Origin of the sequence: Nonomuraea sp. NPDC005983, assembly GCF_040614375.1 — a bacterium.
Lineage (GTDB): Bacteria > Actinomycetota > Actinomycetes > Streptosporangiales > Streptosporangiaceae > Nonomuraea.
Genome location: NZ_JBEXUP010000019.1, coordinates 67,012 through 91,042 on the forward strand (window position 1 = coordinate 67,012; position 24,031 = coordinate 91,042).

At 71.5% G+C, this 24,031-nt stretch carries 21 protein-coding genes; 13 read left to right on the plus strand and 8 right to left on the minus strand.

Annotated features, from left to right (window positions below; translation table 11 throughout):
• The first annotated feature begins 38 nt into the window (after positions 1–38).
• A complete protein-coding gene (locus ABZ297_RS12085) occupies positions 39–1,565 on the plus strand; it encodes an alkaline phosphatase D family protein (protein WP_355343498.1) in 1,527 nt (508 codons plus the stop codon).
• 76 nt (positions 1,566–1,641) lie between these two features.
• Here ABZ297_RS12085 and ABZ297_RS12090 read toward each other — a convergent pair whose 3' ends face one another.
• Complete coding sequence (locus ABZ297_RS12090; protein WP_355343501.1) at positions 1,642–3,162, minus strand: efflux RND transporter periplasmic adaptor subunit; 1,521 nt, start codon at positions 3,160–3,162, stop codon at positions 1,642–1,644.
• 176 nt (positions 3,163–3,338) lie between these two features.
• Here ABZ297_RS12090 and ABZ297_RS12095 point away from each other — a divergent pair, with 176 nt between their 5' ends.
• Genes ABZ297_RS12095 through ABZ297_RS12120 form a run of 6 tightly spaced genes read left to right on the plus strand, consistent with a single transcriptional unit; the run spans position 3,339 to position 9,130 of the window.
• A complete protein-coding gene (locus tag ABZ297_RS12095) occupies positions 3,339–4,436 on the plus strand; it encodes a biotin/lipoyl-binding protein (RefSeq protein ID WP_355343504.1) in 1,098 nt (365 codons plus the stop codon).
• Positions 4,433–5,164 (plus strand): ABC transporter ATP-binding protein, encoded by a 732-nt coding sequence (locus ABZ297_RS12100; RefSeq protein ID WP_355343507.1) that lies wholly within the window; start codon positions 4,433–4,435, stop codon positions 5,162–5,164. Before ABZ297_RS12095 ends, ABZ297_RS12100 begins: the two co-directional genes overlap by 4 nt.
• Positions 5,161–6,414, plus strand: a complete 1,254-nt coding sequence (locus tag ABZ297_RS12105; protein WP_355343510.1) for an ABC transporter permease — start codon at positions 5,161–5,163, stop codon at positions 6,412–6,414. The genes ABZ297_RS12100 and ABZ297_RS12105 overlap by 4 nt, the downstream gene beginning before the upstream one ends.
• 21 nt (positions 6,415–6,435) lie before the next feature.
• The gene (locus ABZ297_RS12110; protein ID WP_355343513.1) at positions 6,436–6,987 is read left to right on the plus strand and encodes a hypothetical protein; all 552 of its coding nucleotides are present in this window, start codon (positions 6,436–6,438) and stop codon (positions 6,985–6,987) included.
• Positions 6,984–7,676 carry a response regulator transcription factor gene (locus ABZ297_RS12115; protein WP_355343516.1) on the plus strand — a complete coding sequence of 231 codons (693 nt, stop codon included), beginning with the start codon at positions 6,984–6,986 and terminating at the stop codon, positions 7,674–7,676. Before ABZ297_RS12110 ends, ABZ297_RS12115 begins: the two co-directional genes overlap by 4 nt.
• On the plus strand, positions 7,673–9,130 hold the full coding sequence (locus tag ABZ297_RS12120) for a HAMP domain-containing sensor histidine kinase (protein ID WP_355343519.1): 1,458 nt from the start codon (positions 7,673–7,675) through the stop codon (positions 9,128–9,130). The genes ABZ297_RS12115 and ABZ297_RS12120 overlap by 4 nt, the downstream gene beginning before the upstream one ends.
• A gap of 93 nt (positions 9,131–9,223) precedes the next feature.
• Here ABZ297_RS12120 and ABZ297_RS12125 read toward each other — a convergent pair whose 3' ends face one another.
• Positions 9,224–10,615, minus strand: a complete 1,392-nt coding sequence (locus ABZ297_RS12125; protein ID WP_355343522.1) for an FG-GAP and VCBS repeat-containing protein — start codon at positions 10,613–10,615, stop codon at positions 9,224–9,226.
• Between the two features lie 67 nt (positions 10,616–10,682).
• Here ABZ297_RS12125 and ABZ297_RS12130 point away from each other — a divergent pair, with 67 nt between their 5' ends.
• On the plus strand, positions 10,683–11,912 hold the full coding sequence (locus ABZ297_RS12130; protein ID WP_355343525.1) for a cytochrome P450: 1,230 nt from the start codon (positions 10,683–10,685) through the stop codon (positions 11,910–11,912).
• 6 nt (positions 11,913–11,918) lie between these two features.
• On the opposite strand, the gene ABZ297_RS12135 is transcribed toward ABZ297_RS12130, so the two are convergent.
• From ABZ297_RS12135 to ABZ297_RS12145, 3 genes are all read right to left on the minus strand, one after another.
• Positions 11,919–13,331, minus strand: a complete 1,413-nt coding sequence (locus ABZ297_RS12135) for an MFS transporter (RefSeq protein WP_355343528.1) — start codon at positions 13,329–13,331, stop codon at positions 11,919–11,921.
• Positions 13,332–13,344: 13 nt separating this feature from the next.
• Entirely contained in the window at positions 13,345–13,941 is a 597-nt protein-coding gene (locus ABZ297_RS12140; RefSeq protein WP_355343531.1) for a TetR/AcrR family transcriptional regulator, read from the minus strand.
• A gap of 134 nt (positions 13,942–14,075) precedes the next feature.
• Positions 14,076–14,717 carry a biliverdin-producing heme oxygenase gene (locus ABZ297_RS12145; protein ID WP_355343534.1) on the minus strand — a complete coding sequence of 214 codons (642 nt, stop codon included), beginning with the start codon at positions 14,715–14,717 and terminating at the stop codon, positions 14,076–14,078.
• A 252-nt stretch (positions 14,718–14,969) separates the two neighbouring features.
• On the opposite strand from ABZ297_RS12145, the gene ABZ297_RS12150 reads away from it, so the two are divergent.
• Together ABZ297_RS12150 and ABZ297_RS12155 are read left to right on the plus strand one after the other, a co-directional pair.
• Positions 14,970–15,446 (plus strand): Rrf2 family transcriptional regulator, encoded by a 477-nt coding sequence (locus ABZ297_RS12150; protein ID WP_355343537.1) that lies wholly within the window; start codon positions 14,970–14,972, stop codon positions 15,444–15,446.
• 180 nt (positions 15,447–15,626) lie between these two features.
• Positions 15,627–16,826, plus strand: coding sequence for an MFS transporter (locus ABZ297_RS12155; RefSeq protein WP_355343540.1), 1,200 nt, complete (start codon positions 15,627–15,629; stop codon positions 16,824–16,826).
• Between the two features lie 66 nt (positions 16,827–16,892).
• Here the strand turns inward: ABZ297_RS12155 and ABZ297_RS12160 are convergent, their stop codons facing one another.
• Entirely contained in the window at positions 16,893–18,128 is a 1,236-nt protein-coding gene (locus ABZ297_RS12160; RefSeq protein ID WP_355343543.1) for a serine hydrolase domain-containing protein, read from the minus strand.
• A gap of 810 nt (positions 18,129–18,938) precedes the next feature.
• Here ABZ297_RS12160 and ABZ297_RS12165 point away from each other — a divergent pair.
• Positions 18,939–19,079 carry a hypothetical protein gene (locus ABZ297_RS12165; RefSeq protein ID WP_350812515.1) on the plus strand — a complete coding sequence of 47 codons (141 nt, stop codon included), beginning with the start codon at positions 18,939–18,941 and terminating at the stop codon, positions 19,077–19,079.
• A gap of 10 nt (positions 19,080–19,089) precedes the next feature.
• Entirely contained in the window at positions 19,090–19,539 is a 450-nt protein-coding gene (locus tag ABZ297_RS12170) for a hypothetical protein (RefSeq protein WP_355343546.1), read from the plus strand.
• Here ABZ297_RS12170 and ABZ297_RS12175 read toward each other — a convergent pair.
• Both ABZ297_RS12175 and ABZ297_RS12180 read right to left on the minus strand, forming a co-directional pair.
• Positions 19,506–20,168, minus strand: coding sequence for a response regulator transcription factor (locus ABZ297_RS12175; RefSeq protein ID WP_350812517.1), 663 nt, complete (start codon positions 20,166–20,168; stop codon positions 19,506–19,508). The genes ABZ297_RS12170 and ABZ297_RS12175 overlap by 34 nt on opposite strands.
• Entirely contained in the window at positions 20,165–21,430 is a 1,266-nt protein-coding gene (locus ABZ297_RS12180) for a histidine kinase (protein ID WP_355343549.1), read from the minus strand. The genes ABZ297_RS12175 and ABZ297_RS12180 overlap by 4 nt, the downstream gene beginning before the upstream one ends.
• A gap of 175 nt (positions 21,431–21,605) precedes the next feature.
• Here ABZ297_RS12180 and lon point away from each other — a divergent pair, with 175 nt between their 5' ends.
• Positions 21,606–23,966, plus strand: a complete 2,361-nt coding sequence (gene lon, locus ABZ297_RS12185) for an endopeptidase La (protein WP_355343552.1) — start codon at positions 21,606–21,608, stop codon at positions 23,964–23,966.
• Positions 23,967–24,031 lie beyond the last annotated feature (65 nt).

Sequence of the window (24,031 nt, forward strand, 5' to 3'; positions counted from 1 at the left end):
GTCATAGCGGTGTCAGCGGAGCTGGACATACCTGGAGCGTGGACCGCAGATCCTTCCTCACAGCGGCGACCGCGAGCCTCTTCCTCCCGGCCTCGCAGACCCTCCCCACATCCGCGAGCAGGACTCTCAGAGCCGACCCGTTCACACTCGGCGTCGCCTCCGGCGACCCGTCGGCCGACGGGTTCGTCCTGTGGACCCGCCTCGCCGCCGACCCCCTCTCCCCGGACGGCCGCGGCGGCATGCCCGGCCGCGACCTCGACGTCGAGTGGCAGGTCGCCACCGACGAGCGCTTCTCGTCCATCGTCAGGTCCGGCACGGCCACCGCCAGGTCACGCGACGCCCACAGCGTCCACGTCGAGCTGACCGCCCTGGAACCGGGGCGCGACTACTTCTACCGTTTCAAGAGCGAGGGCAGGCTCTCGCCCGAGGGCCGCACCAGGACCACGCCGACCGGCGAGCAGCCGCTCACGTTCGCCGTCGCCGCGTGCGCCCACTACGAGCACGGCTACTACACCGCCTACCGCCGCCTGGCCGAGCAGGAGCCCGACCTGGTCGTCTTCCTCGGCGACTACATGTACGAGTACGGCCCCAGCGGCTACACGGCCCTGGCCGGGCGGGTGCGCACGCACACCCCCGGCAAGTGCGCCACGCTCGCCGACTACCGGCTGCGGCACGCGCAGTACAAGAGCGACCACGACCTTCAGCACGCCCACGCGGTGGCGCCGTGGCTGGTGGCCTTCGACGACCACGAGGTGGAGAACAACTGGGCCGGCTCGGTGTCCAGCACCGGCGCGCCCGGCTTCGCCGAGCGCAGGGCCGACGCGTTCCGCGCGTACTACGAGAACATGCCGCTGCGCCGCGGCAGCCTGCGCGGCGCGGTGCTGCGGATCAACAGGCGCGTCTCGTGGGGGTCGCTGGCCCGCTTCCACCTGCTGGACACCCGCCAGTTCCGCGACGACCAGGCCTGCCTGGACGGCGTGCGCGCCGGCTGCGACGACCGGCTGGACACCGGGCGCACCCTGCTGGGCGCCGACCAGTGGCGCTGGCTGGAGGACGGCCTGAGCGGCTCCGACACCAGGTGGAACCTGCTCGGCCAGCAGATCCTGATGGCCCAGCGCGACTACAAGGTCGGCCCGGGACGGGAGGTGAACCTGGACTCCTGGGACGGCTACGCCCCCGAGCGGACCAGGCTGCTGTCGTCGCTGTCGGGCACGTCCAACCCGGTGGTGCTGACGGGTGACGCGCACATGCACCACCAGGCCGACCTCAAGACCGACTTCGACGACCCCGACTCGCCGGTCATCGCCAGGGAGCTGGTCACCTCGTCGATCGCCAGCGACGGCGACGGCTACCGGGACCGGACCTGGATCGCCGAGGCCTTGGCCGAGAACCCGCACATCTCCTACATCGACCAGCGGCGCGGCTACCTGATGGCCAGGCTCACCCGCGACGACCTGTCCGTGGACTTCCGCACGCTCGACTACATCTCCCGCAAGGGCGCGCCCGCCAAGACCGCGCACCGGCTGACGATCCCGGTGGGCGAGGCGGCCGAGCACCGGCGCTAGCGAGAACCCGCACCGGTTGGCGAGCACCGATAGATCCCGCCCTGACCGGCGGGGGTGGCGAGCGCCGGGCGCCCCGCTAGCCGTGGCTGAACGTCGGCTGGGAGGTCGCTGAAGGTTCGCTCGACGTTCCCGGCCAGGACCCGTCGGGGAACTCGCCGGTGTCGGCGCCCGCCATCACCACCTGGTCGCTCTCCTCCAGCCCGGACGTGACCTCCACGTACTGGTCGCCGCGCACCCCCGTGCGTACCACCCGCGCCGCGTCGCGCCCGGCGGAACGCACGGTGACCACCGAGGTGCCGTCCGCCCGGCTGCGCACCGCCTCGGCCGGCACGTAGACGGCGTCGGCGGCGGTTCCGGTGGTGACCGAGACCGAGGCGGTCTGGCCGAGCAGCAACCCCTTCGGCGGGTCGTCGAAGGCGAGCGTGACGGAGTAGCGGACGAGCTGGCCGTCGACCGTGGCCGTCGGCGCGATCCCGGTCACCCTGCCGGTGTGGCGCTCGCCGTTCCTTGTCGCCAGCGTGATCTGGGCCCGCTGGCCGAGCTTGAGCCGGCTCACGTCCGACTCGGTGACCATGGCCTGCACCTGGAGCTCGTTCAGGTCGCCCAGGCTGACGAAGGTGCCGGTTGCGGCGCTGTCGCCGGCCGCGCCCGCCAGTGACAGGACGGTCCCCGCCGCCGGGGCCACGATCCTGGTGCCGCGGACCGCGTCGGCGGCCTGCTCCAGCGCCGCCTCCGCCCTGTCCACGTCGGCGGCGGCCTGCTCCTCGCTGAGGCCGCCGCGCTGGCAGCCGCCCGCGCTCTGGGACGGCCGAGGCCCGCCCGTCGCCTGCCTGCTTGGCCTGGCCGACGGCCCGCCTGTGGGGCGCCCCGTGGTGGTCGGCCGCCCCGAGGGCGTGGCCGCCGGCTTCCCTGTGGGCTTTCCGGTGGGCTTCGCCGTGCTGGACGGCTTGGCGCCGGACGTCGGCTTGCCGCTCGGGGTGGCGGTGACGGTCTCCGCCACGGTGGCGGTCACAGTGGCGGTCACGGTGGCGGTCACTGTCACGGTGACCGTCGGCTGCGGCTCCTGACCGGGCGGCTCGGCAGGCCCGGAGGGCGGCGTGTGCGTGGGCGAGGGCGTCGGCCAAGAGGTCGAGCCGGGCGTCGGGCTGACGCTCGCCGAGGGAGGCTCGGAGGGCCCGAAACGCCCGCCACCGGCGCCCGTCGCGGCGGTGGGCGGGCAGGTGGCGGTGCTGGACGACGCCGACTCCAGCGCTTCCCTGGCCGCGGCCAGGTCGGCCTCGGCGGCCGCGTGCGCCTCGCGGGCGGCGCGGCTGTCGATCCTGGCCAGCACCTGCCCCTTCGCCACCTTGGCGCCGACCTTCACGTAGACCTTGGTCACCGTCCCCGAGGAGGCGAAGGCCAGGTCGCGGCGCGAGCCGTCCACGGTGCTGCCCGCGGCCGTGACCGAGGCGGTGACCACGCCCCGCTTGGCGGCGGCCAGCCGTACCTGGACGCCGGGCGGTGCGTCGTCGCGCAGCGCGAACACCAGGCCGGACCCGGCCACCAGGACGGCGAGGGCCAGCCCGCCCAGCGTGCGCGCGCGGAAAGTCGGTCTCATGGTGGCCCATCCTGGCCCGGCAGGTTGGCGCCGGGCTGCGAGCGAGCTCAGAGTTGCCTGTGCGTCCTGACGGGGCACGGGGTTGTCAGCGAACCTTCAGCTGGCTCGCGGCTGTGGCGCAGGCTGGTGTGCAAGGGTCACGGCCTGTGAAGGTGTCGACAAGGCGCAGAGCGCTGATGACCAACGGAGCGCTAGGGGTGCTCCTGCTGGGCGGTGCCGCGTTCGCGTACGCCCAGCTCGGCACGGGACAGGCGGCAGGCGAGACGAGCGTGCGCACGGTGACCGCGTCCCGTGCCTCCGTGGTGGCCGCGGTGTCTGCCTCGGGAGCGGTCGCGAGCTCCAGGAGCAGGTCGCTCGCGTTCGGGACGAACGGCACGGTCGAGCGCGTCTACGTCAAGGCGGGCGACCAGGTCGGCAAGGGCGACATCCTCGCCAGGCTCGACGACGACGCCGCCCAGGACAGCCTCTCAGCCGCCAAGGCCACCTACCAGACCGCCGTGGACGACGGGACCTCGACCGCCCAGCTCTACGCGAGCTACGTCAAGGCCCGCAACGCCTACAGGGAGGCCGAACGGGCGGTGGCGGCCACCGTGCTGAAAGCCCCGTTCAGCGGGACGGTCACGGCGGTGAACGGCGCGGTCGGCGGCTCCTCCTCGGGCGGCTCGGCGGCGCAGTCCCAGTCGAGCCAGTCCAGTCAGTCGAGCCAGTCCAGCCAGTCGGCAGGCGGCTCGGGCTTCGTCGAGCTGGCCGACACGAAGAAGCTCCAGCTCGTCGGCTCCTTCACCGAGTCGGACGTCTCCAAGCTCAAGGTCGGCCAGGCGGCCACCGTCACCTTCGACGCGCTGCCCGGCGTCACCGCGACCGGCAAGGTCACCCAGATCGACCCGGTCGCCGCCACCACCAACAACGTCGTCCAGTACCCGGTCACGATCTCCTTCACCAAGGTCCCCGGCCAGGTGCGGCTCGGGCAGACCGCCACCGTCGAGGTCGTGGTCGGCCGGGCCGAGAACGTCGTGGCCGTTCCGTCCACGGCGATCTCCACCAGCGGCGGGCAGAGCACGGTCACGATCCTCAGGAACGGGCGGCAGAGCAGGACACCGGTCGTGCTCGGCGTGCGGGGCACGGCGCTCACCGAGATCAAGTCCGGCGTGTCGGAAGGCGACCAGCTCGTCCCGCCCGTCACCAGCATCACCGGCGGCAACCTGCGCCAGGGCGGGTTCGGCGGCGGCTTCCCCGGTGGCGGCCCGGGCGGCGTGCCGGGAGGCGCCCGATGACGGCTCCCGTCCTGCGCGTGCAGGACCTCGTCAAGGAGTACGGCGAGGGCGATGCCAAGGTCCGCGCGCTGCGCGGCGTCAGCCTGGACGTCGAGCGCGGCGACTACGTCGCCATCATGGGCGCCTCCGGGTCGGGCAAGTCCACGCTGATGAACATCCTCGGCTGCCTGGACGTCCCGACTGCCGGCCGCTACCTGATCGACGGCGCCGACGTGGGGCGGCTCGACGAGCACCAGCTCGCCGTGCTGCGCAACCGCAGGGTCGGCTTCGTCTTCCAGTCGTTCAACCTGATCCCGCGCATGAGCGCGCTGGCCAACGTCGAGCTGCCGCTCGTCTACGGCGGGGTCGGCCAGGCCGAGCGGCGCTCGCGGGCGCTGGCCGCGCTGGAGCAGGTCGGCCTGACCGAACGGATCCACCACGAGCCCAACCAGCTCTCCGGAGGCCAGCAGCAGCGTGTGGCCGTCGCCAGGGCCCTGGTCACCGCCCCCGCGCTGCTGCTGGCCGACGAGCCCACCGGAAACCTCGACACCGCCTCCACCCGCGACGTGCTGGAGATCCTGGACCGGCTCAGCCAGTCGGGCCGCACGATCGTGCTCATCACCCACGAGAACGACGTGTCCGCGCACGCCAAACGGGTGATCAGACTGGTCGACGGCGAGATCGTGGAGGACGTCCGCCAGGCCCCGGTCGACGGTCCGCCGCCGCGGCTGGTGGAGGCGGCCCGGTGAACCAGCTCGAGATCCTGCGCTTCGCGCTGCGCGGGCTGCTGGCCAACAAGCTGCGCAGCGCGCTGACCACGCTCGGCATCCTCATCGGGGTCGCCGCGGTCATCATGCTCGTCGCCGTCGGCGAGGGCTCGTCGCAGAGTATCCAGAAGAACATCCAGCGGCTCGGCGCGAACACGCTGACGATCTCCCCGTCCTTCTCCGGAGGCGGAGGCGGAGGCGGGGGCAGGGGAGGCGGCTTCCAGGGGCAGAACACCGGGCCGCGCACCCAGGCCAGGCAGCTCAGCCTGGCCGACGCCAAGGCGCTGACCGACAGGACCCTGGCCCCGTCCGTCAGGACGGTCTCGCCGGTGGTGTCCGCGAACTCGTCCGCCGCCGCGTACGGGGCGGCCAGCCACACGATCTCCCAGCTTGTCGGCACCTACCCCAGCTACTTCGAGGCCACCAACAAGCCCGTCGCCAAGGGCACCTACTTCTTCAACGACGACGTGCTGGCCGCCAGGAAGGTCGTGGTGCTCGGGCAGACCGTGGTCGAAGAACTGTTCGGCCCAGTCGACCCGGTCGGCAAGCAGGTCAGCATCTCCGGCGTGCCGTTCACGGTCGTCGGCGTGCTCAAGGAGACCGGCTCGACCGGCGGCCAGGACGCCGACGACGTCGCCGTCGCGCCGCTGCCCGCCGTGCAGCAGAGCCTGACCGGGTTCGGGACGCTCAACTCGATCGTCGTCCAGGCGACCGGGGCGGAGGCCACCCAGTCGGCGCAGTCCGAGGTCACGGCCATCCTCAACCAGCGGCACGGCATCACGGGCGACAACCCCGACTACCGGCTGCTGAACCAGGCCACCCTGCAGGAGACGGTGAGCCAGGCGACCGGCACGTTCACCGTGCTGCTCGGCGCCGTCGCCGCCATCTCCCTGCTGGTCGGCGGCATCGGCATCACCAACATCATGCTGGTGACCGTCACCGAGCGGACCCGCGAGATCGGCATCCGCAAGGCCATCGGCGCGCCCCGAAGCGCCATCCTGGGCCAGTTCCTGCTGGAGGCGACCCTGCTGAGCCTGGTGGGAGGGCTGTCAGGGGTGCTGGTCGCGTTCGCGGGCACCCGGTTCACCGTCGCCGGCATCCAGCCGGTGCTCGTGCCGTCGTCGGTCGTGCTGGCGCTCGGCGTCTCGGTGGGCATCGGCCTGTTCTTCGGCAGCTATCCCGCCAACCGGGCCGCGAAACTCCGGCCCATCCAGGCCCTGCGCCACGAGTGACGCATCCAAAGGAGACAACACATGGCCAAGCTTGACGCCTCGCCGTACCCCGACGACCTGCAGGCCGAGCTGGCAGTCCAGCCCCGGCGGCAGACCTCCAGGCTGACGCTCGCGCTGGCGGCGGGCGTCGTCCTGGTGGCGGGCATCCTGATCGGCATCCAGGCGCACAAGTCGCTGGGCGGCGGCGACGCCGGGCCGGCCGCGGCGGCCGGAGACAGGCAGCCCGGAGACAGGCAGCAGGCCCCCGGCCAGCTGCGGGGCTACGGACGGCAGGGCGGCAACGGGCAGCCGCCCGGCTACGGCGGCCCCGGCGGCCAGCCCGGCTTCGGCCAGCGTCAGGGTGGCGGTACGGTCGGCACCGTGGAGAAGGTCGAGGACGGCAAGGTCTACCTGAAGACCATGGACGGCGCCACCGTCACCGTCACCACGACCGGCCAGACCACGGTCCAGGTCGCCAAGCCCGGCAAGGTGTCCGACCTGCGCAGCGGCAGCACCGTCGTGGTGCGCGGCGAGCAGGCGGGTGACGGCACGGTCTCGGCCACCTCGATCACCCAGGGAGGCGTCGGCCGATGACCGCGCCCGAGGCCAGGCTGCTGGTGGTCGACGACGAACCCAACATCAGGGAGTTGTTCTCGGCCAGCCTGCGGATGGCCGGGTTCGAGGTGCTGACCGCCGCCGACGGCATGGAGGCACTCAGGGTGGCCGAGCAGAGCGCGCCTGACCTGGTGATGCTCGACGTGATGCTGCCCGACCTGGACGGCCTGGCGGTCGCGGGCAGGCTGCGGTCCCGCGGCCGCCGGGTTCCGGTGCTGTTCGTCACCGCCAAGGACACCCCGGAGGATCGGATCGCCGGCCTCGGGCTCGGCGAGGACTACGTGACCAAGCCGTTCAGCCTCGAAGAGGTCATCGCCAGGATCCGGGCGGTGCTGCGCAGGACCCGGCGGGGCGTGCCGCCGCCCAACCGGTTGCAGGTGGCCGACCTGGAACTGGACGAGGAGACCCACGAGGCGTGGCGCGACGGCGTCCCGGTGAGACTGTCGCCCACCGAGTTCAGGCTGCTGCAGTACTTCATGCTCAACGCCGGCAGGGTGCTGTCGAAGACGCAGATCCTCGACCACGTCTGGAACGGCGACTGGCGCACCGACGTCGGCCTGGTCGAGTCGTACGTGTCGTACCTGCGCCGCAAGGTCGACACGGGGGAGTCCAGGTACCTGCACACGCTGCGCGGGGTCGGCTACATCCTGCGCCCGCCGCGCGAATGAGGAAGCACCTCGCCCGCGCCCCGCTCTGGCTGCGGCTGGTCTCGGTGACGCTGCTGCTGGTCACCCTGGCCATCACGGTGACCGGGCTGTTCGCGGTCCGGCTGCTGCGCGGCTACCTGGTGGAGCGGGTCGACAACCAGCTGCGCGCCGCCAGCGTGCCGAGGCCGGGCCCGCCGCCGCCCGACCCGCCGCCCAGCGCCCGTCCGCAGCGCCTCCTCGGCCTGTTCCACCAGGTCCTCGTCGACTCCGACGGCACGGTGATCAGGACGTTCGCCGAGTCGACGGAGGAGCACACGCCGAACCTGCCCCGGCTCACCACCGCCGACGTGGCCGCCCGCGACGGGCGGCCCTTCACCGTGGACTCGCGCGGCTCCGACGGCCCCGCGTGGCGGGTGGTCGCCGCGCCCTGGCGCGACGGCCGGAGCAGGGTGATCGCGATCAACCTGGGGGATGTGGACGCGACCGTCTCCCAACTCCTCCTGATCGTGGCGGTCGCCGGCGGAGGCACGCTGGTGGTGCTCGGCAGCGCCTGCTACTGGCTGGTACGGCGCAGCCTGCGCCCTCTCGGCGAGATCGCCCAGACCGCCCGCCACATCGCCGACGGCGACCTGGCGCGGCGCGTGCCGCTCTGGGCGGGCACCACCGAGGTCGGCAAGCTCGGCCGGGCGCTCAACGGCATGCTCGGCCGCATCGAGGTCGCCGTCAGGGAGCGGGAGGCGGCGGCCGAGTCGGCCCGCCGGTCCGCCATCGCCGCACGGCGCTCGGAGGAGCTGATGCGCAGGTTCATGGCCGACGCCTCGCACGAGCTGCGCACCCCGCTCACCTCCATCAGGGGCTTCGCCGAGCTGTACCGGCTGGGGGAGGAGCGGGACCTGGACGAGGCCGTCAGGCTGCTGCACCGCATCGAGGGGCAGGCGGCGCGGATGGGGCTGCTCGTCGAGGACATGCTGCTGCTGGCCAGGCTGGACCAGCGTCGCGCCCTCGACCTGCGTCCCGTGGACCTGCTCAGCCTCGCGGCGACCGCCGTGATCGACGCCCAGACGCTCGCCCCCGACCGGGGGATCGAGCTGGTGCGGCTGCACGGAGGCGAGGGGCCGGTGGTCGTGACAGGCGACGAGTCGCGGCTCGGGCAGGTGGTCGGCAACCTGGTGAGCAACGCGCTCACCCACACGCCGCCTGGGACGGCGTTCCACCTCGGGGTCGGCGTGAGCGGCGGGCAGGCCGTCATGGAGGTCGCCGATGAGGGGCCCGGGTTCTCGCCGGAGGTGGCGGAGCGGGTGTTCGAGCGGTTCTACCGGGCCGACCCCGCGCGCAGCCCCGGCGGGTCCGGGCTGGGTCTGTCGATCGCCGCCACGCTGGTGGAGGCGCACGGCGGGACGATCTCGGCCACCGGCGAACCGGGCAAGGGCGCGATCTTCCGCGTCACCCTCCCCCTGGCGCCCCCGTCCACCTGAACGAGCCCGCCACCGTGAGACGTCCGCCACCTTGAGACGTCCGCCATCTGAAGTCGTTTGTCACCGCCTGAAGGGCTCGCTTTCTGGGCGGGGTCAGCCGAACGTGTAGCCGTACAGGCCGGGGCCGCTGCCGAGCCGGCGGATCCGGTCCGGGCGCAGGCCGGGGAAGGTGCCGGGCTTGCGCACGCCGGGCACGTACTGCACCAGGCCCTGGTCCGGGGCGGCGACGACCAGCCCGTACAGCGGCGGCTGCTTGGAGAGCGCGCGATAGCGGCCCCCCAGGGCCGGGAGCGCGGCCAGGGACGCGCCGAAGTCACGGCCCTCGCCCTTGATCAGCAGGTCGCCGTGCCGGGTGAGCCCGCCCGCCCTCGTTCCCGCCAGCACCTGGACGGCCCGCTCGCCGGGCACTCCGATGGCCAGCTCGTCGTCGCCGTCGCCGTTGAAGTCGCCGGCGGCCAGCGACGCGCCGAACCGGTCGTAGTAGCGCGGCTCGCCCTTGAGCGTCCGCTGCGACCACGCCTCGCTGCCGGACGTGCTGAGCCCGCCGCGGGTGCCGTACAGGACGTCCACGGTGCCGTCGCCGTAGTCCATCGCCCGCTGGTTCTTGCTCAGCCCCTCGCCGGGCACGCCGATGGCCAGGTCGGCGCGTCCGTCGCCGTTGAAGTCACCGGACGCCAGGGACGAGCCGAACGCGTCCCACTTCTCCGAGGCGCCCTTGATGCCCGGGGTGCTCTGCGTGAGGAGTCGCGCGCGCCTGCGCACCGGGTCGATGACGGTGACGGAGCCCTGGCCGTCCTGGGTGACGCTGTCGGCGGGCGCGCCGACGGCCAGCTCGTCGCGTCCGTCCCCGTTGAAGTCGCCGGTCGCGAGCGCCGCGCCCCACTGGTCGGTCACGCTCGCCGTCTGCCGCACCCACGACGTCTTCTGGGTGATCTGGAAAGGCTTGCGGCCCTTCATCCAGTAGATGATGACGCCGCCGCCCGTGCCCCGTCCCGGCGCGCCCACGACGAGCTCGTCCCGCCCGTCGCCGTCGAGGTCGCCCGCCGCCAGCGCGGCGCCGAACCTGTCGCTGGACGGTTTGTCCAGCGCGAGCCGTTTCCCGGGGCGCAGCCCCTCGGCCGAGCCGTTGAACAGCTCGACGACCCCGTTCCCGTCGCCGCCCGGCACCCGCTCGCCCGTGAACTCCTCCGACACGCCCACGGCCAGGTCCGAGCAGCCGTCGCCGTCGAAGTCGCCCACGGCCAGCGCCGACCCGAACGAGTCGCCGGGCTCGGCGTCGCGCTGGGTGAGCTTCACCGTCCGTCCGTCGCCGTAGACGATGCTCACGGAGCCGGCCCGCTTGTCGTCGTACGGAGCGGCCACGGCGAGGTCGGGACGGCCGTCGCCGTCGAAGTCGGAGGGGAGGCCGCCACACGTCCTGGCGGGGCTGTGGGCCGTACCGGAGGCCAGGGGGAGCACCAGGCAGGCGGCGAGCAGTGCGTTCATACCTGTAGGTATCGCCGCTGTCCCCGAACCCGGCTTTAACTCCATGGGAACGTGCCAGGATGGACGGGTGGACATCGACCTCGCGGACCTGAATTTCTGGCGCAAACCCCTCAAGGAACGCTACGAGGCATTCGCCCAGCTCAGGCAGGTCGAGCATCCGGTGTTCTTCCCCGAGAAGAAAGTGCCGCTGCTCCGCTCGGGCAAGGGTTTCTACGCCCTCGTGCGGCACGCGGACGTGGTCGAGGCCAGCCGCAACGCCAAGATCTTCTCCAGTGAGCCCGCCGTCACCAACCCCGAGCCGCCCGGGTGGGTCAAGCAGGTGTTCGGCGAGTCGATGGTGAACATGGACGACCCCCGCCACGCCCGCCTGCGCCGGATCGTCACCCGCTCGTTCAGCCCCCGCATGCTCGCCGGCCTGCAGAGCGACATCGAGGCGGCCTGCGCGCGCATCGTCGACGACGTGGTCGGCGACGGCCCGCGCGACTTCGTCTCCCAGGTGGCCGCCAGGCTCCCCATCCACGTCATCTGCGACATGATGGGCATCCCCGACGAACTACGGGCGAAGGTCCACGAACACGTCGACATCTCCACCGCCTACACCGGGGTCCGTCCGAGCCTGGCCCGCAGCGTCCAGATGGCCGGGCAGAACATGCTCGCCCTGCTCGCCCTGCAACGCCTGGTCATCAAGCTCGGCCACGAGCGCGTCGCAGAACCTCGGGGCGACCTGGTGTCGCTGCTGGTCAACGCCAACCCCGACGGCGAGAAGCTCACCGACCGCGAGCTGGGCTCGTTCTTCGCGCTGCTGCTGGTCGCGGGCAACGAGACCGCCCGCAACACCATGGCTCACGGCATCAAGCTGCTCACCGACAACCCGGCCCAGCGAGAGCTGCTGATGAGCGACTTCGACGCGCACGTCAACGGCGCCATCGAGGAGATGGTCCGGTTCGTCTCGCCCATCATGCAGTTCCGCCGCACCGTCACCGCCGACTACTCGCTGCGCGGCCTCGACCTGAAGAAGGGCGACAAGGTCGTCCTGTTCTACGGCTCGGCCAACCGCGACGAGTCGGTCTTCCCCGACCCCGACAGCTTCGACATCACCCGCGACACCAAGCCGCACGTCGGCTTCGGCGGCCCCGGCCCGCACTTCTGCCTCGGCGCCAACCTGGCCCGGCAGGAGATGCGGACGATGTTCCGCGAACTGCTGACCCGCCTGCCGGGCATCCGCTCGGTCGGGGAGCCCGAACTGCTGCTGTCGAACTTCGACAACAGCGTCCGCAGTCAGCAGTTCACCTTCTGAGGGCGGTCACGTCTCACTGGTTCCGGCCTTCGTGAGCTGCGGATCCAGGACGTTCGTCCGGATCGTGAAGAAGGTGATGAGTGCTGAGACACCCATCATGACCGCGCTGATCAGCATCGCGCGCGTGAAGCCCGCGTCGAACACCTGCGGCTTGTCGAACGCGTCGCCGACCAGCCCGACCAGCGGCGGCACCGCGGCCACCGCCAGCAGGCTGCCCGTGCGGGCCACCGCGTTGTTGACGCCGCTCGCCGTACCGGCGTAACGCTCGTCGGCGGTGGCCAGCACGGTCGCCGTCAGCGGCGCGACCGCCGCCGACAGGCCGAGCCCGAACACCGTGACCGCCGGGAGGACCTGGAACACGTAGGACGCGCCCGGCCCGATCGTGCTCATCAACAGGAAGCCGAGCCCGGCCACGAGGATGCCGATCGTCATCGGCCAGCGCGGGCCGATCCGCTTGGCGACCTCGCCTGCTCGCGCCGACAGCAGCAGCATCAGGATGGTCGTCGGCAGCAGTGCCAGGCCGGCGGCGATCGGCCCGAACCCCGACACCACCTGGAGCTGCACGACCAGCAGGAAGAACACCACGCCCATCGCCGCGTACATGATCAGCGTGACCACGTTCACGGCCGTGAACACCCGGTCGCGGAAGAGGCCGAGCGGCACGAGGGCGTCGGGCGAGCGGTGCCTCTCAACCCAGACGAACGCCACCGCCAGCACCACGCCGGCGATCAGCGGCACGCCCACGCCCTTCTCGATCAGGCCGTAGGTGATCCCGGCCAGCGCGAGCGCGGCCAGCACCGAGCCGAGGACGTCGAAGCGGCCCACCGCCTGCTCATCCCTGCTCTCCGGGACGTGCCTGATCGTGACGAGCACGACCATCGCGGCGAACGGCAGGTTGAGCAGGAACGCCCACCGCCAGCCCGCCGTCTCCACCAGCCAGCCGCCGAGCAGCGGGCCGAGCGCGCTCGCCACCCCGCCCAGCCCCGACCAGGCGCCCACCGCGCGCGGCCGGTCATCCCTGACGAACGACGCCTGGATGATCGCCAGCGAGCCGGGCGTGAGCAGCGCGCCGCCGACGCCCTGCAGCGCGCGGGCGATGATGAGGAACTCGATGTTCGGTGCGAGGCCGCACAGCGCGGACGCGAGCGCGAACCAGATCGTCCCGATGAGGAAGACCTTGCGGCGGCCGTAGCGGTCACCGAGGGAGCCGCCCAGCAGGATCAGCCCGGCCAGCGTGAGCGTGTACGCGTTGATCGTCCACTGGAGCCCGGCCATGTCGGCCTTGAGTTCCCTGCCGAGAAAGGGGAGGGCGACGTTGACTACCGTGCTGTCGAGCATGGCCAGACCCGAGCCGAGCACGGTCGCCGCCAGGATCCACCGCCCCTGAGGGGATTTGAGCGCGATGTGGCCGTTTTCCATACGGCCAATGGTCTCAGCCGGCTCCCAGTGCTCTGAGCACGAACCCCGAGACCAGCTCGTCCGCGTCCTCCACCGACACGGCGCCGCTGATCAGCGGCACCCGCTCGGCGCCGATGACCGCGAGGATCATCCGCGCCGTGGAGGCGACCTCGGGCACCTGGAAGTCGCCCGCCTCGCTGCCGCTGTCGAGGATGTCCACCAGGATCCGCTGCATCGGTGCCACGTGCTCGGCCAGCTGCTGATAGGCGTCGGGGCCCAGCGCGGCGCTCAGGTCGGCCGCGCCCGGGTGCGGGTGCGCCAGCAGGCCGCTCAACTGCAGCCGGACGAACGCGCGCAGGCGGTCGGCGGGGGAGGCGCCGGCGGGCAGCTCCCGCTCGTAGCTCTCGATGAAGTAACGGGTGACCTGCTCGGTGAAGGCGAGCAGAAGGGCCGCCTTGTCCGGGTAGTAGTTGTACAGGACGGTCCGGGTGATTCCCGCCTCGCCGGCCACGTCCGTCATGGAGATCCCGTCGATGCCCTGCACCCTTGACAGGCGGGAGACCGCCTGGAGGATACGCTCGCGCGTCTGTGCACGGTGCTCACCGATGGTGGCGGCGGAGATGCGGGGCATATGCCCATGGTAGGGCGAAAGGCCATGCTCGTCCGTGAAGCCGGCGACACAAGGCCGTGGACGCCCGCCGTGCGTGCTGTGGGCTTGTTGCCGGGGGCGCCCGTCATGGAGTTCCGAGGGTGCCTGGCATGGTGTCAGGCGGCGGCTCTCACCACGTGCAGCAGTTCGGCGAGCACCTCGGTGTTGAGCTGGTAGGCGAGCCTGACCTCGCGGATGATCCGCTGCCGCTCCCTGTCGTCCAGCTCCAGCGCGTCGAGCCGGGCGCGGTACTCGTTCTTGAACCTCGGCAGGCTGCCGACCTCGTCGAACACGTAGAAGTCGACGCCGCCGCCCTTGGCGTAGCCGTAGATCTTCTGCAGCTCCATCCGGATGAACTGGCCGCCCGACAGATCGCCCATGTAGCGGGTGTAGTGGTGGGCGATGTACCCGCCCGGCCAGTCGGCCACCTGCTCGATCCGCGCGACCAGTGTCCGCGTGGCCTTGGACGGCCCAACCCGCTCCCGCCATCCGGCACCGAAGATCGTCCGCAGGTCCCGCTGGAGCGCGTCCTCGCGGTAGAGCTCGGGAAAGACGAAGCGTCCGGCGACCGGATGGCTCTCCAGAGCTCTGGCGGCCCTGTCGAGGGCGACGTAGGCGAAGTAGTGCTGGGCGACCATCTCGCCGTACTCCGGCTCGGTCAGCCGCCCGCCCATCAGCTCCTTGAGGTAGCTCTCGTCCTCCGCCGACTGATGGTCACTCCAGGTGGCGGACTTCAGGGTGTCAGAGAACGACGTCACGGTACTTCCCAACGTGTGCGGACTGTTTCATGACACAGTGTCACAAACCTCGGAGGCCTACGTCAAGCTGATGGCGACACCATGTCATTAAACCTTCCCGGGCACCGACCTGCGCACACTCGCCCCTGACGGGGGCCACCAGGGGTTCAGCCCTCCTTCTGGGCTTCGGGGAGATGGTCGCGGACAGCCGACCGTCACGCTGGGGCGCCTGCCGGAGTGCTCCGCCTAAAAGGGATATGTAGTATCCCTGTTATGCAGATGGGTGAGGGAGTCGAGTGGGGTCTGCACTGCTGCGTGACACTCGCCTGGCTCGGGGACGAGGGGCCGGTGTCGATTCGCAAGCTCGCCGCTTGGTTCGACCTGCCGCAGGAGTACTTGAAGAAGCGCCTACAGGCGCTCGCCAAGGCCGGGATTCTGACCTCGACGCCGGGTGTCCGTGGCGGCTTCGCCCTGGCGCGTCCGCCGGAGCAGATCACCCTGATGGACGTCGTCGTCGCTTTGGAGGGGGCCGACGAAGCGTTCCGCTGCGCCGAGATCCGGCAGCGCGGCGCGGGGGCGGTAGGCGCCGATGGAGAGTTCGGCCGCCCCTGCGGGATCGCCGCCGCGATGCGCCGTGCCGAGCTGGCCTGGCGGCGCGAACTGGCCGCCCAGACGGTAGCCGACCTGATGGCCCACGCCCCGGCAGGGGCCGAGCGCACCCGTCGAAACTACGCCCGCATGGGTGACTGACCCCGAACCGCCCGCCCGCCCATCTCGACCGCCCGCGCGGAGCGACGTTCGTGTGGGCGCCTCACCCCGAACCGCCCGCCCGCGTGGAACGACGTGCATGCGGGCGGCCGGCCCGCACGCGACGCAGGGTGTGGGTGGCTGACCCGCACCCACCCGCGCATAACCATGAAAGGAACCGGGATGTCGAATATCCCGATTGAAGCGAGACACGCCGTGCCCGCCAACCCCACTCCGCGCGGGCTCGGTGCGACCCTGGTCCTGGCGCTCGGCACCTTCGCCGTCGGCACCGACGCGTACGTGGTGGCCGGGTTCCTGCCGGACATGGCCCGCTCCCTGGACGTGTCCGAGGGCGCGGCCGGGCAGTCCGCGACCGTCTTCGCCATCACCTACGCCCTGCTCTCTCCCGTCCTGGCCACCCTCACCGCCAGGGTCCCGCGCCGCGCCCTGCTGGTGTGCGCGCTGGCGGTGCTCGCGCTGGCCAACCTCGGCTCAGCGCTGGCCCCCGGCTATCCGCTGTTGATGATCACGCGTGTCCTGGCCGCGTTCGGCGCCGCCGCCTTCACCCCCAACGCGGGCGCCGTCGCCGCCTCTCTGGTCGCACCCGCGCAGCGTGCTCGCGCGCTGGCCGTGGTCGTCGGCGGACTGACCCTTGCGACCGCGTTGGGGGTGCCGCTGGGCAACCTCGCCGACAAGGTCCTGGACTGGCGTGCCGCGCTCGGGCTGGTCGCGGTGCTGTGCGCGCTCTGCGCGGCCGCCGTGCGCGCCGTCATGCCCGTACTGCCCGGCAATCCCCGCGTCCCCTTGCGTGATCGCCTCGCCGCGTTGCGTCGGCCGGGAGTGGTGGCGGTGCTGCCGCTGACCGTCCTCGGCCTGGCCGCCGGCTACGGGCTGTACGCCTACGCCGTCCCCATCGCGCACGCGCTCGGTGCCGGTCCGGCGTCGGAGATGTGGCTGTTGTTCCTGTACGGCGTGGGCGCGGTGGCCGGCAACCTGGTGGCGGGCGCGGCGGCTGACCGGCGCGGGCCCATCCGCGTCCTGGCGGTCGGGTACGCGGCGCTCGCCGTGACCCTGACCGCGTTCGCCTGGACGGCCGGCGCGAACATCCGCTGGCTGCCGCTGGCGGGGCTGCTGATGACGGCCTGGGGCGCCAGCACGTGGTTCCAGACTCCGGCCCAGCAACTGCGGCTGATCTCCGCGGCCCCGCAGGAGACGGCTGTGGTCGTCGGCCTCAACGCCTCGGCGCTCTACCTCGGCATCGCCCTGGGCACCGCTCTCGGTGGTGTCCTGCTGCCTGTCGGTGTCCCGGTGGCCCTGGCGGCGTGCGCGGGGCTGGCCGTGCTCTGCCTCGCCTACCTCGCGATCACCCGCCGGCACCGGTGACGTGCCGCGCGCCCCGGGCGGCAGCGCGCAACCCTTGATTCCGCGTGCGGCGCATGGCCCCGGTCTTCAGCGGTTCTCACACAGTGCGGTGGTGACCACCGCGTCGAGGTCCGCGTTGCGGACGCCGTCGATGCGGTACAGGTTCGTCATGACTGTGACCTGCCTGCCGTCCAGGGTGGCCCCGCCGCTGGTTCTGAAGCCGAGCGTGTCACCCGCGTGGCCCCACAGCAGGCCGCCGCAGGGCAGCGGCGTGCTCATCAGCCCCAGGCCGTACGCCGCGCCGCCGGGGCCGTCCAGTGGACGCGTGGTCATCATCTCTTTCAACTCGGCCGGACGGAGCAGCCGGCCGTGCAGGAGAGCATCGTAGAAGCGGTTCAGGTCCGACGCGCTGGAGATCATCCCGCCTGACGCGCCGGCCACCGAGGGATTATGACGGGTGATGTCGAGCAGTCCGTCGCCGGTCTTGAGGTAGCCGCTCGGGTGAGGGCCGGGGATGTCGAGCGCGTCGTCGGGGACGGAGGTGGCGTTCAGTCGCAGTGGGCGCAGGATGCGGTTTCGGATCTCCGTACCGAAGGTGTTGCCGGTCACCTTCTCGATGATCATCCCGACGATCAGGTAGTTGGTGTTGGAGTAGCTCCAGTCCGTGCCGGGCGGGAACTCCGCAGGCCGTTGCAGGGCCAGTGTGACCAGGTCCGCCGCGTTCCAGTGATCGTAGCGGTGGGCCAGGATGTCGGCGGGATCGAGCAGGGGCAGGTAGTCGGGCAGGCCGCTGGTGTGCTGGAGGAGCTGGCGCACAGTGATGTCCGGCCCCACCAGCCCGGGCAGGTAGCGTTCTACGGGCGCGTCCAGCTCGATCCTGCCGTCACCGACGAGCTGGAGTGTGACCGTGGCGACGAACGTCTTGGTCTTGCTGCCGATTCTGAACCTGCTGTCTGTCGGCACGGGACGCTTGGTCTCCACGTCGGCGACGCCGCTGGTGATCACGGTGTCGCCGTGTGCGTTGTGAATCTGCGCCAACGCTCCTGGTACGTCGTTGTCTTCGGTCAGGCGCTGGAGGGCTTGCCGTAACCCTGAGTGGGCACCGGTCGCCGCCGCCGGGCTCGACAGTAGTGAGATCGCTAACATGCCGGCCAGTCCCGCGCACATCGCTCGCTTGTACATGGTCAACACGCTCCCAGCCGTGTCGCGAGGCGGCACCGTCCGCACGGATGAAGATCGGCTCATCCAGATGGAGGACAGGCCCCTGCGCCGGATCAGGGGCCTGTGCGGGCTGCGAGCCTGTCCGCCGAGACGTCTGAACATGGCCACGACCGTACGGACACGACCTCGTGGTCCGCGTCAGCGCAGGGTTTGAATGTGGCGGTAGTACCGGAGGGTGACCCGGTGCGAGCCCTGCCGTCGCGAGGTGGAATTCGGGGCGTGTGCCGAGCCGCCTCACTCGTCCAATGCCGAATATGGTCAGATATCTGAAATACCGGCTGAACCGGACAATCCCGAAAGGGTGCCGTCGATCTCGCCGCCATGACACAGTTCGGATGAACGACAACGGCGCGCGGCCGCGCTCCTTGTCAATTGCGCTAATCCCGTGAAGTCACGAAAAATCGTGACGCGCTGGAGCCTGGCCACGTCTCCAGGCCGGAACCGCCCCCGGTTGGATCTCCGCGCCCGCCACCTGCGGAAGGGGCACGCCCGAGGCCGGCCGACGGGCCGTGTGCGGCGCCGGGTAGCGCATCTGGTGGGACGGGTGGGGCTGGTGTGGCCGAATTGATCTGGCCTTGATTCACGAGTACGTGAGGTGCCGGGGCTTGATGTTATGTACGCTTCGACCAAGCGCCGGCGGCCTCACCTGACCTTCAACGTGAACGCGAATCTGATTCGTTTTCACGTTCGGCGCCATTCCGGGGAAAACCGACCTATGATCCGGTTTTCATGGGTCTCTCGCGTTCCTGAATCGGGAATCGAGAGGCCCGTTGTGCATTACAGGAAAACTCGCTCGTTGGTGGGGCGAGGGGGTTGACGACATCCTGTTGCAGCAGGAGTCTCCCCCTCGCCCCGTCGACGCCCCATCACGCAAGCAAACGAGGCTTCGACATGACTCAACACCATTGGCCCATGTTCGTCACCCCGAATGAGCTACCTGATTCGGCAATCGTCACCGGCTACCCAGAGTATCTGCTCGGTCACCCGAGCGTGGTCAGAACGCCCCCTCCTGAGGGCGACGAGGTCACTGACGGCGACGATCCGGCCGAGTAGGCCGCCGGAGATGGCCTTTCCGCGGGTCAGGAGCGCCGCCCGCTCACCCTGGATCCCGGGGCTCCTGGTCTCGCCCGCGCTGGGCACCGGTTCGGGAGTGCTCGCCAGGGTCTGGCTGGGCGCGCCGTCGGAGGCGGCGGTGCACTACGCCGCCTGGGTCACCATCGGCGGGTACGTGTTCGCCGCCCTCGTCGCCGGATGGGTCTACCTGCCCAAAGTGGTGACGGCGTGGTCGGAGGCCAAGCAGGCCCAGCAGCTCTGCAAGGACCTGCACGACGACCCGAAGGCCGTCGCCGAGGCCTATGACCGGCTGCTGCGGGCCAGGCTCGGCAGCCACGCCATCGAGCAGGGCGCCATCAACAGCCCCGACATCGTGCGCATCGCCACCGGCCAGGTCAGGGTGCGCGCGGCGAAGGGGAGACGCGCTCAGTCGCCCGGCCGCACCAAGCCGGTCTCGTAGGCGAACACGATCGCCTGGGCCCTGTCGCGCAGGCCGAGCTTCATCAGGACGCGCCCCACATGCGTCTTGACGGTCTGCTCGGCCACCACCAGCTTCTGGGCGATCTCCTGGTTCGACAGGGCCTGGGCGACCAGCGTGAGCACCTCGGCCTCACGCTCGGTCAGCTCCGCCGGACGTTTGGGCGCGGGGCCGCGAGGGCCGCCCAGCCGGGCGAACTCGTGGATCAGCCGTTTGGTGATCGCCGGAGCGATCAGCGCCTCGCCCGCGGCCACCACCCGCACGGCGTCGGCGAGCTGCGCGGCCGAGGCGTCCTTCAGCAGGAACCCGCTGGCCCCCGCCCGCAGCGCTTCGTAGACATAGTCGTCGAGGTCGAAGGTGGTGAGGATGAGCACCTTCGGAGCCGAGGCCGCGTCGGACGACAGCAGCCGCCTGGTCGCCTCCAGCCCGTTCATGACCGGCATGCGGACGTCCATCAGCACCACGTCGGGCTTCAGCGCTGCGGCCCGCTGGACCGCCTCCAGCCCGTCGGCCGCCTCGCCGACCACCTCGATGTCGGGCTGGGCGCTCAGGAACACGGTGAACCCGGTGCGCACCATCCCCTGGTCGTCGGCGATCAGGACCCGGATCACGCCGTCTCCTCGATCGGCAGCCTCGCCGTCACCTGGAAACCTCCCCCTTCGACTCCGGCCGCCTCCAGCTCGCCGCCCAGCAGCGCCGCCCGCTCCCGCATGCCCGCCAGCCCCTGCCCGGCTCCAGGCGGCCCGCCGGGCGACGACCCGGGGCCGTTCACGACCCGGAGCCGCACCGCGCCGGACTCGCGGGAGATGCCGACCGAGACCGTGGCGCCGGGCGCGTGGCGCATCGCGTTGCTCAGTGACTCCTGCACGATCCGGTAGGCCGACAGGCCTATGGCGGGTGGCACCCCGGCGACCGGCTCCGGCTGCTCGACCAGCACGGACAGCCCGGCGGCCCGCGCGTTGGCGACCAGCTCGCCGACCCGGTCGAGGCCGGGCTGCGGCGCGGTGTCGGTGCGGCCGTCCTGGTCGCGCAGCACGCCCAGCACCTGGCGCAGCTCGGCGATCGCCTCCAGCGACAGGCTTCGGATCTCGGCCAGCCCCGCCTCCAGCTGCGCCGGGTCGCCCGCCGCCTTGAGCGGCACCGCCTCCGCCTGGATCGCGATCACCGACATGTGGTGGGCGACCACGTCGTGCAGCTCGCGCGCGATGCGGGCTCGCTCCTCCAGCACGGCCTGCGCGCTCTCCGCCTGCCGGGACCGGCGCTCCTCCAGCAGGAGCCTGGCCGTGGCGTTGCGCCGCACCCGTACGTTGTAGCCGAACAGGACCGCGACGCCGGTGATGACCGCACCGAGGGGCGCGGAGCCGCGGTCGGCGATCCACAGACCCAGGACCGTGATGAGCCACACCGCCAGCGCGATCCGCCGGTCGCAGCGGACGGCGACCGAGTAGATCACGAGCAGGTACGTCACGACCATGCCCGGCGTGTACGGCGCGTCGGAACCGTCCAACGCGGCGGTCACGTGGACCGGGACGGGCAGCAGCACCAGGGCGACCCGCCAGGCGGCGAGCGGCCAGCGGTCGCGCAGCGCCACCGGCGCCGAGACCGCGACCGCGCTGAGGAAGATGCACCCATCCCAGACGCGCGGGAGGGCGCCGTTGTTCCAGTCGGCCAGCTGGCTGAAGGTGGTGCCGAACAGGACCCAGGCCGTCATGACGTCGGCGGCCTGCACGAGGGCGATGCGGCGGACCGGCAGCAGCGCGGCCAGCCGGCGCGGCAGGCCGAGCGACAGGCGCCGTGACCGGGGCGGCGGGTCGGCCTCGCCCTGGAAGAGCGCGAGCGCGAAGGGCCGCACGGCTGCCGCTGCTGAGAACACGCGCCCAGCTTACGAACAGTGACGGCGGCGGGCGTCACCCCCAGGTCTGATCCTCAGATCACTCCCAGGTATCGATTACATGCTTACGATCGCCGTGAGCGAACATCGGCAACGAAGGGAACAATCCATGGCTCCAATGAATTGAGTCGGTATAACTCAACCCTTTGGAGTTCGCATGAGTGAGAGCCTGATCCTCCCGGTCCTGCCGCTGGACGACGAGGTCGTCCTGCCGGGCATGGTGGTCCCGCTGAACCTGTCCGACTCCGAGGTGCGGGCGGCCATAGACGCGGCCCAGGCATCTGGTGGCAACAAGCCGCGGGTCCTCCTCGTTCCCCGCATCGACGGCCGCTACGGCGCCGTCGGCGTGCAGGCCGTGGTCGAGCAGGTCGGGAGGCTCCCCGGTGGCGAGCCCGCGGCGGTCGTACGGGGCGTCGACCGGGTGCGCGTGGGCACCGGCACGACCGGCCCCGGCGCCGCCCTGTGGGTGGAGGCCATCACGGTCGACACCGTCGCGGCGGGCGAGCGCGCCCACGAGTTGGCCAAGGAGTACAAGTCCCTGGCCACGACCATCCTGCAGAAGCGCGGCGCCTGGCAGGTGGTCGACCAGGTCAACCAGATCGACGACCCGTCCGTGCTGGCCGACAGCTCCGGCTACACCCCGTGGCTGACCACCGCCCAGAAGGTCGAGCTGCTGGAGGCCGCCGACCCGGCCGAGCGGCTGGCCAAGCTGGTCGAGTGGTCCCGCGAGCACCTCGCCGAGCTGGACGTGGCCGAGACGATCCGCAAGGACGTCCAGGAGGGCATGGAGAAGCAGCAGCGCGAGTTCCTGCTGCGCCAGCAGCTCGCCGCGGTCCGCAAGGAGCTCAAGGAGCTCAACGGCGACTCGGCGGAGACCGAGGAAGAGGACTACCGGGCCCGCGTGGAGGCCGCCGATCTGCCCGAGAAGGTGCGTGAGGCCGCTCTCAAGGAGGTCGACAAGCTGGAGCGGACGTCCGACCAGTCCCCCGAGACCGGCTGGATCCGCACCTGGCTCGACACTGTCCTCGACGTCCCGTGGAACGAGCGGACCGAGGACAACTACGACATCGCCGGCGCGCGGGCCGTCCTCGACGCCGACCACACGGGGCTCGACGACGTCAAGGACCGCATCATCGAGCACCTGGCCGTGCGCAAGCGCCGCCAGGACAAGGGCCTCGGTGTCGTCAGCGGGCGCCGCAGCGGCGCCGTGCTCGCCCTCGCCGGCCCTCCCGGAGTCGGCAAGACGTCGCTCGGCGAGTCCGTGGCGCGCGCGATGGGACGCAAGTTCGTCCGCGTCGCCCTCGGCGGCGTCCGCGACGAGGCGGAGATCCGCGGCCACCGGCGCACCTACGTCGGAGCGCTGCCCGGCCGCGTCGTCCGCGCCATCCGCGAGGCGGGCTCGATGAACCCGGTCGTCCTGCTGGACGAGATCGACAAGGTCGGCTCCGACTACCGCGGCGACCCCACCGCGGCCCTGCTCGAGGTGCTCGACCCGGCGCAGAACCACACCTTCCGCGACCACTACCTCGAGGTCGAGCTGGACCTGAGCGACGTGCTCTTCCTGGCCACGGCCAACGTGCTCGAAGCCATCCCCGGGCCGCTGCTCGACCGGATGGAGGTCGTCACGCTCGACGGCTACACCGAGGACGAGAAGGTCTCGATCGCCCGCGACCACCTGCTGCCGCGCCAGCTCGAACTCGCCGGCCTGACCGCCGACGAGGTGACCGTCGCGGACGCGGCCCTGCGCAAGCTGGCCGCCGAGTACACCCGTGAGGCGGGAGTCCGCTCACTGGAGCGCTCGGTCGGGCGGATCCTGCGCAAGGTGGCGGCCAAGGACGAACTGCCCGTCACGGTCGGCGAGGACGACCTGGTCGGCTACATCGGACGTCCCAGGTTCGTGCCCGAGTCGTCGCTGCCCGAGTCCACCCAGCGCACCTCGGTGCCGGGCGTGGCCACCGGCCTGGCGGTCACCGGAGCCGGGGGCGACGTCCTCTACGTGGAGGCGTCGCTGGCCGACCCCGAGACCGGCGAGACGGGCCTGACCCTGACCGGCCAGCTCGGCGACGTGATGAAGGAGTCGGCCCGGATCGCGCTGTCCTACCTGCGCTCGCACGGCGCGGAGCTGGAACTGCCGGTCACCGCGCTGAAGGACCGCTCGGTGCACATCCACTTCCCGGCGGGCGCCGTGCCCAAGGACGGTCCCTCGGCGGGCGTGACGCTGACCACCGCGCTGGCCTCGCTCCTGTCGGGACGCCAGGTCCGCAGCGACGTGGCGATGACCGGCGAGATCTCGCTCACCGGGCGGGTCCTGCCGATCGGCGGCGTCAAGCAGAAGCTGCTGGCGGCCCACCGGGCGGGCATCACCACGGTGCTCATCCCGGCGCGCAATGAGCCCGACCTGGACGACGTGCCCGAGGAGGTCCGCAACGAGCTGACCATCCACCCGGTCAGCGACGTGCGCGAGGTCCTCGACATCGCCCTGACCCCGGCCCAGGTCGCCTCCTCGGTCGCGGCCTGACCCACCCGCCGCCCGCCGTCCTCCCCGAGGGGGACGGCGGGCGGCCGCATGCCGGCCCCCGCGGG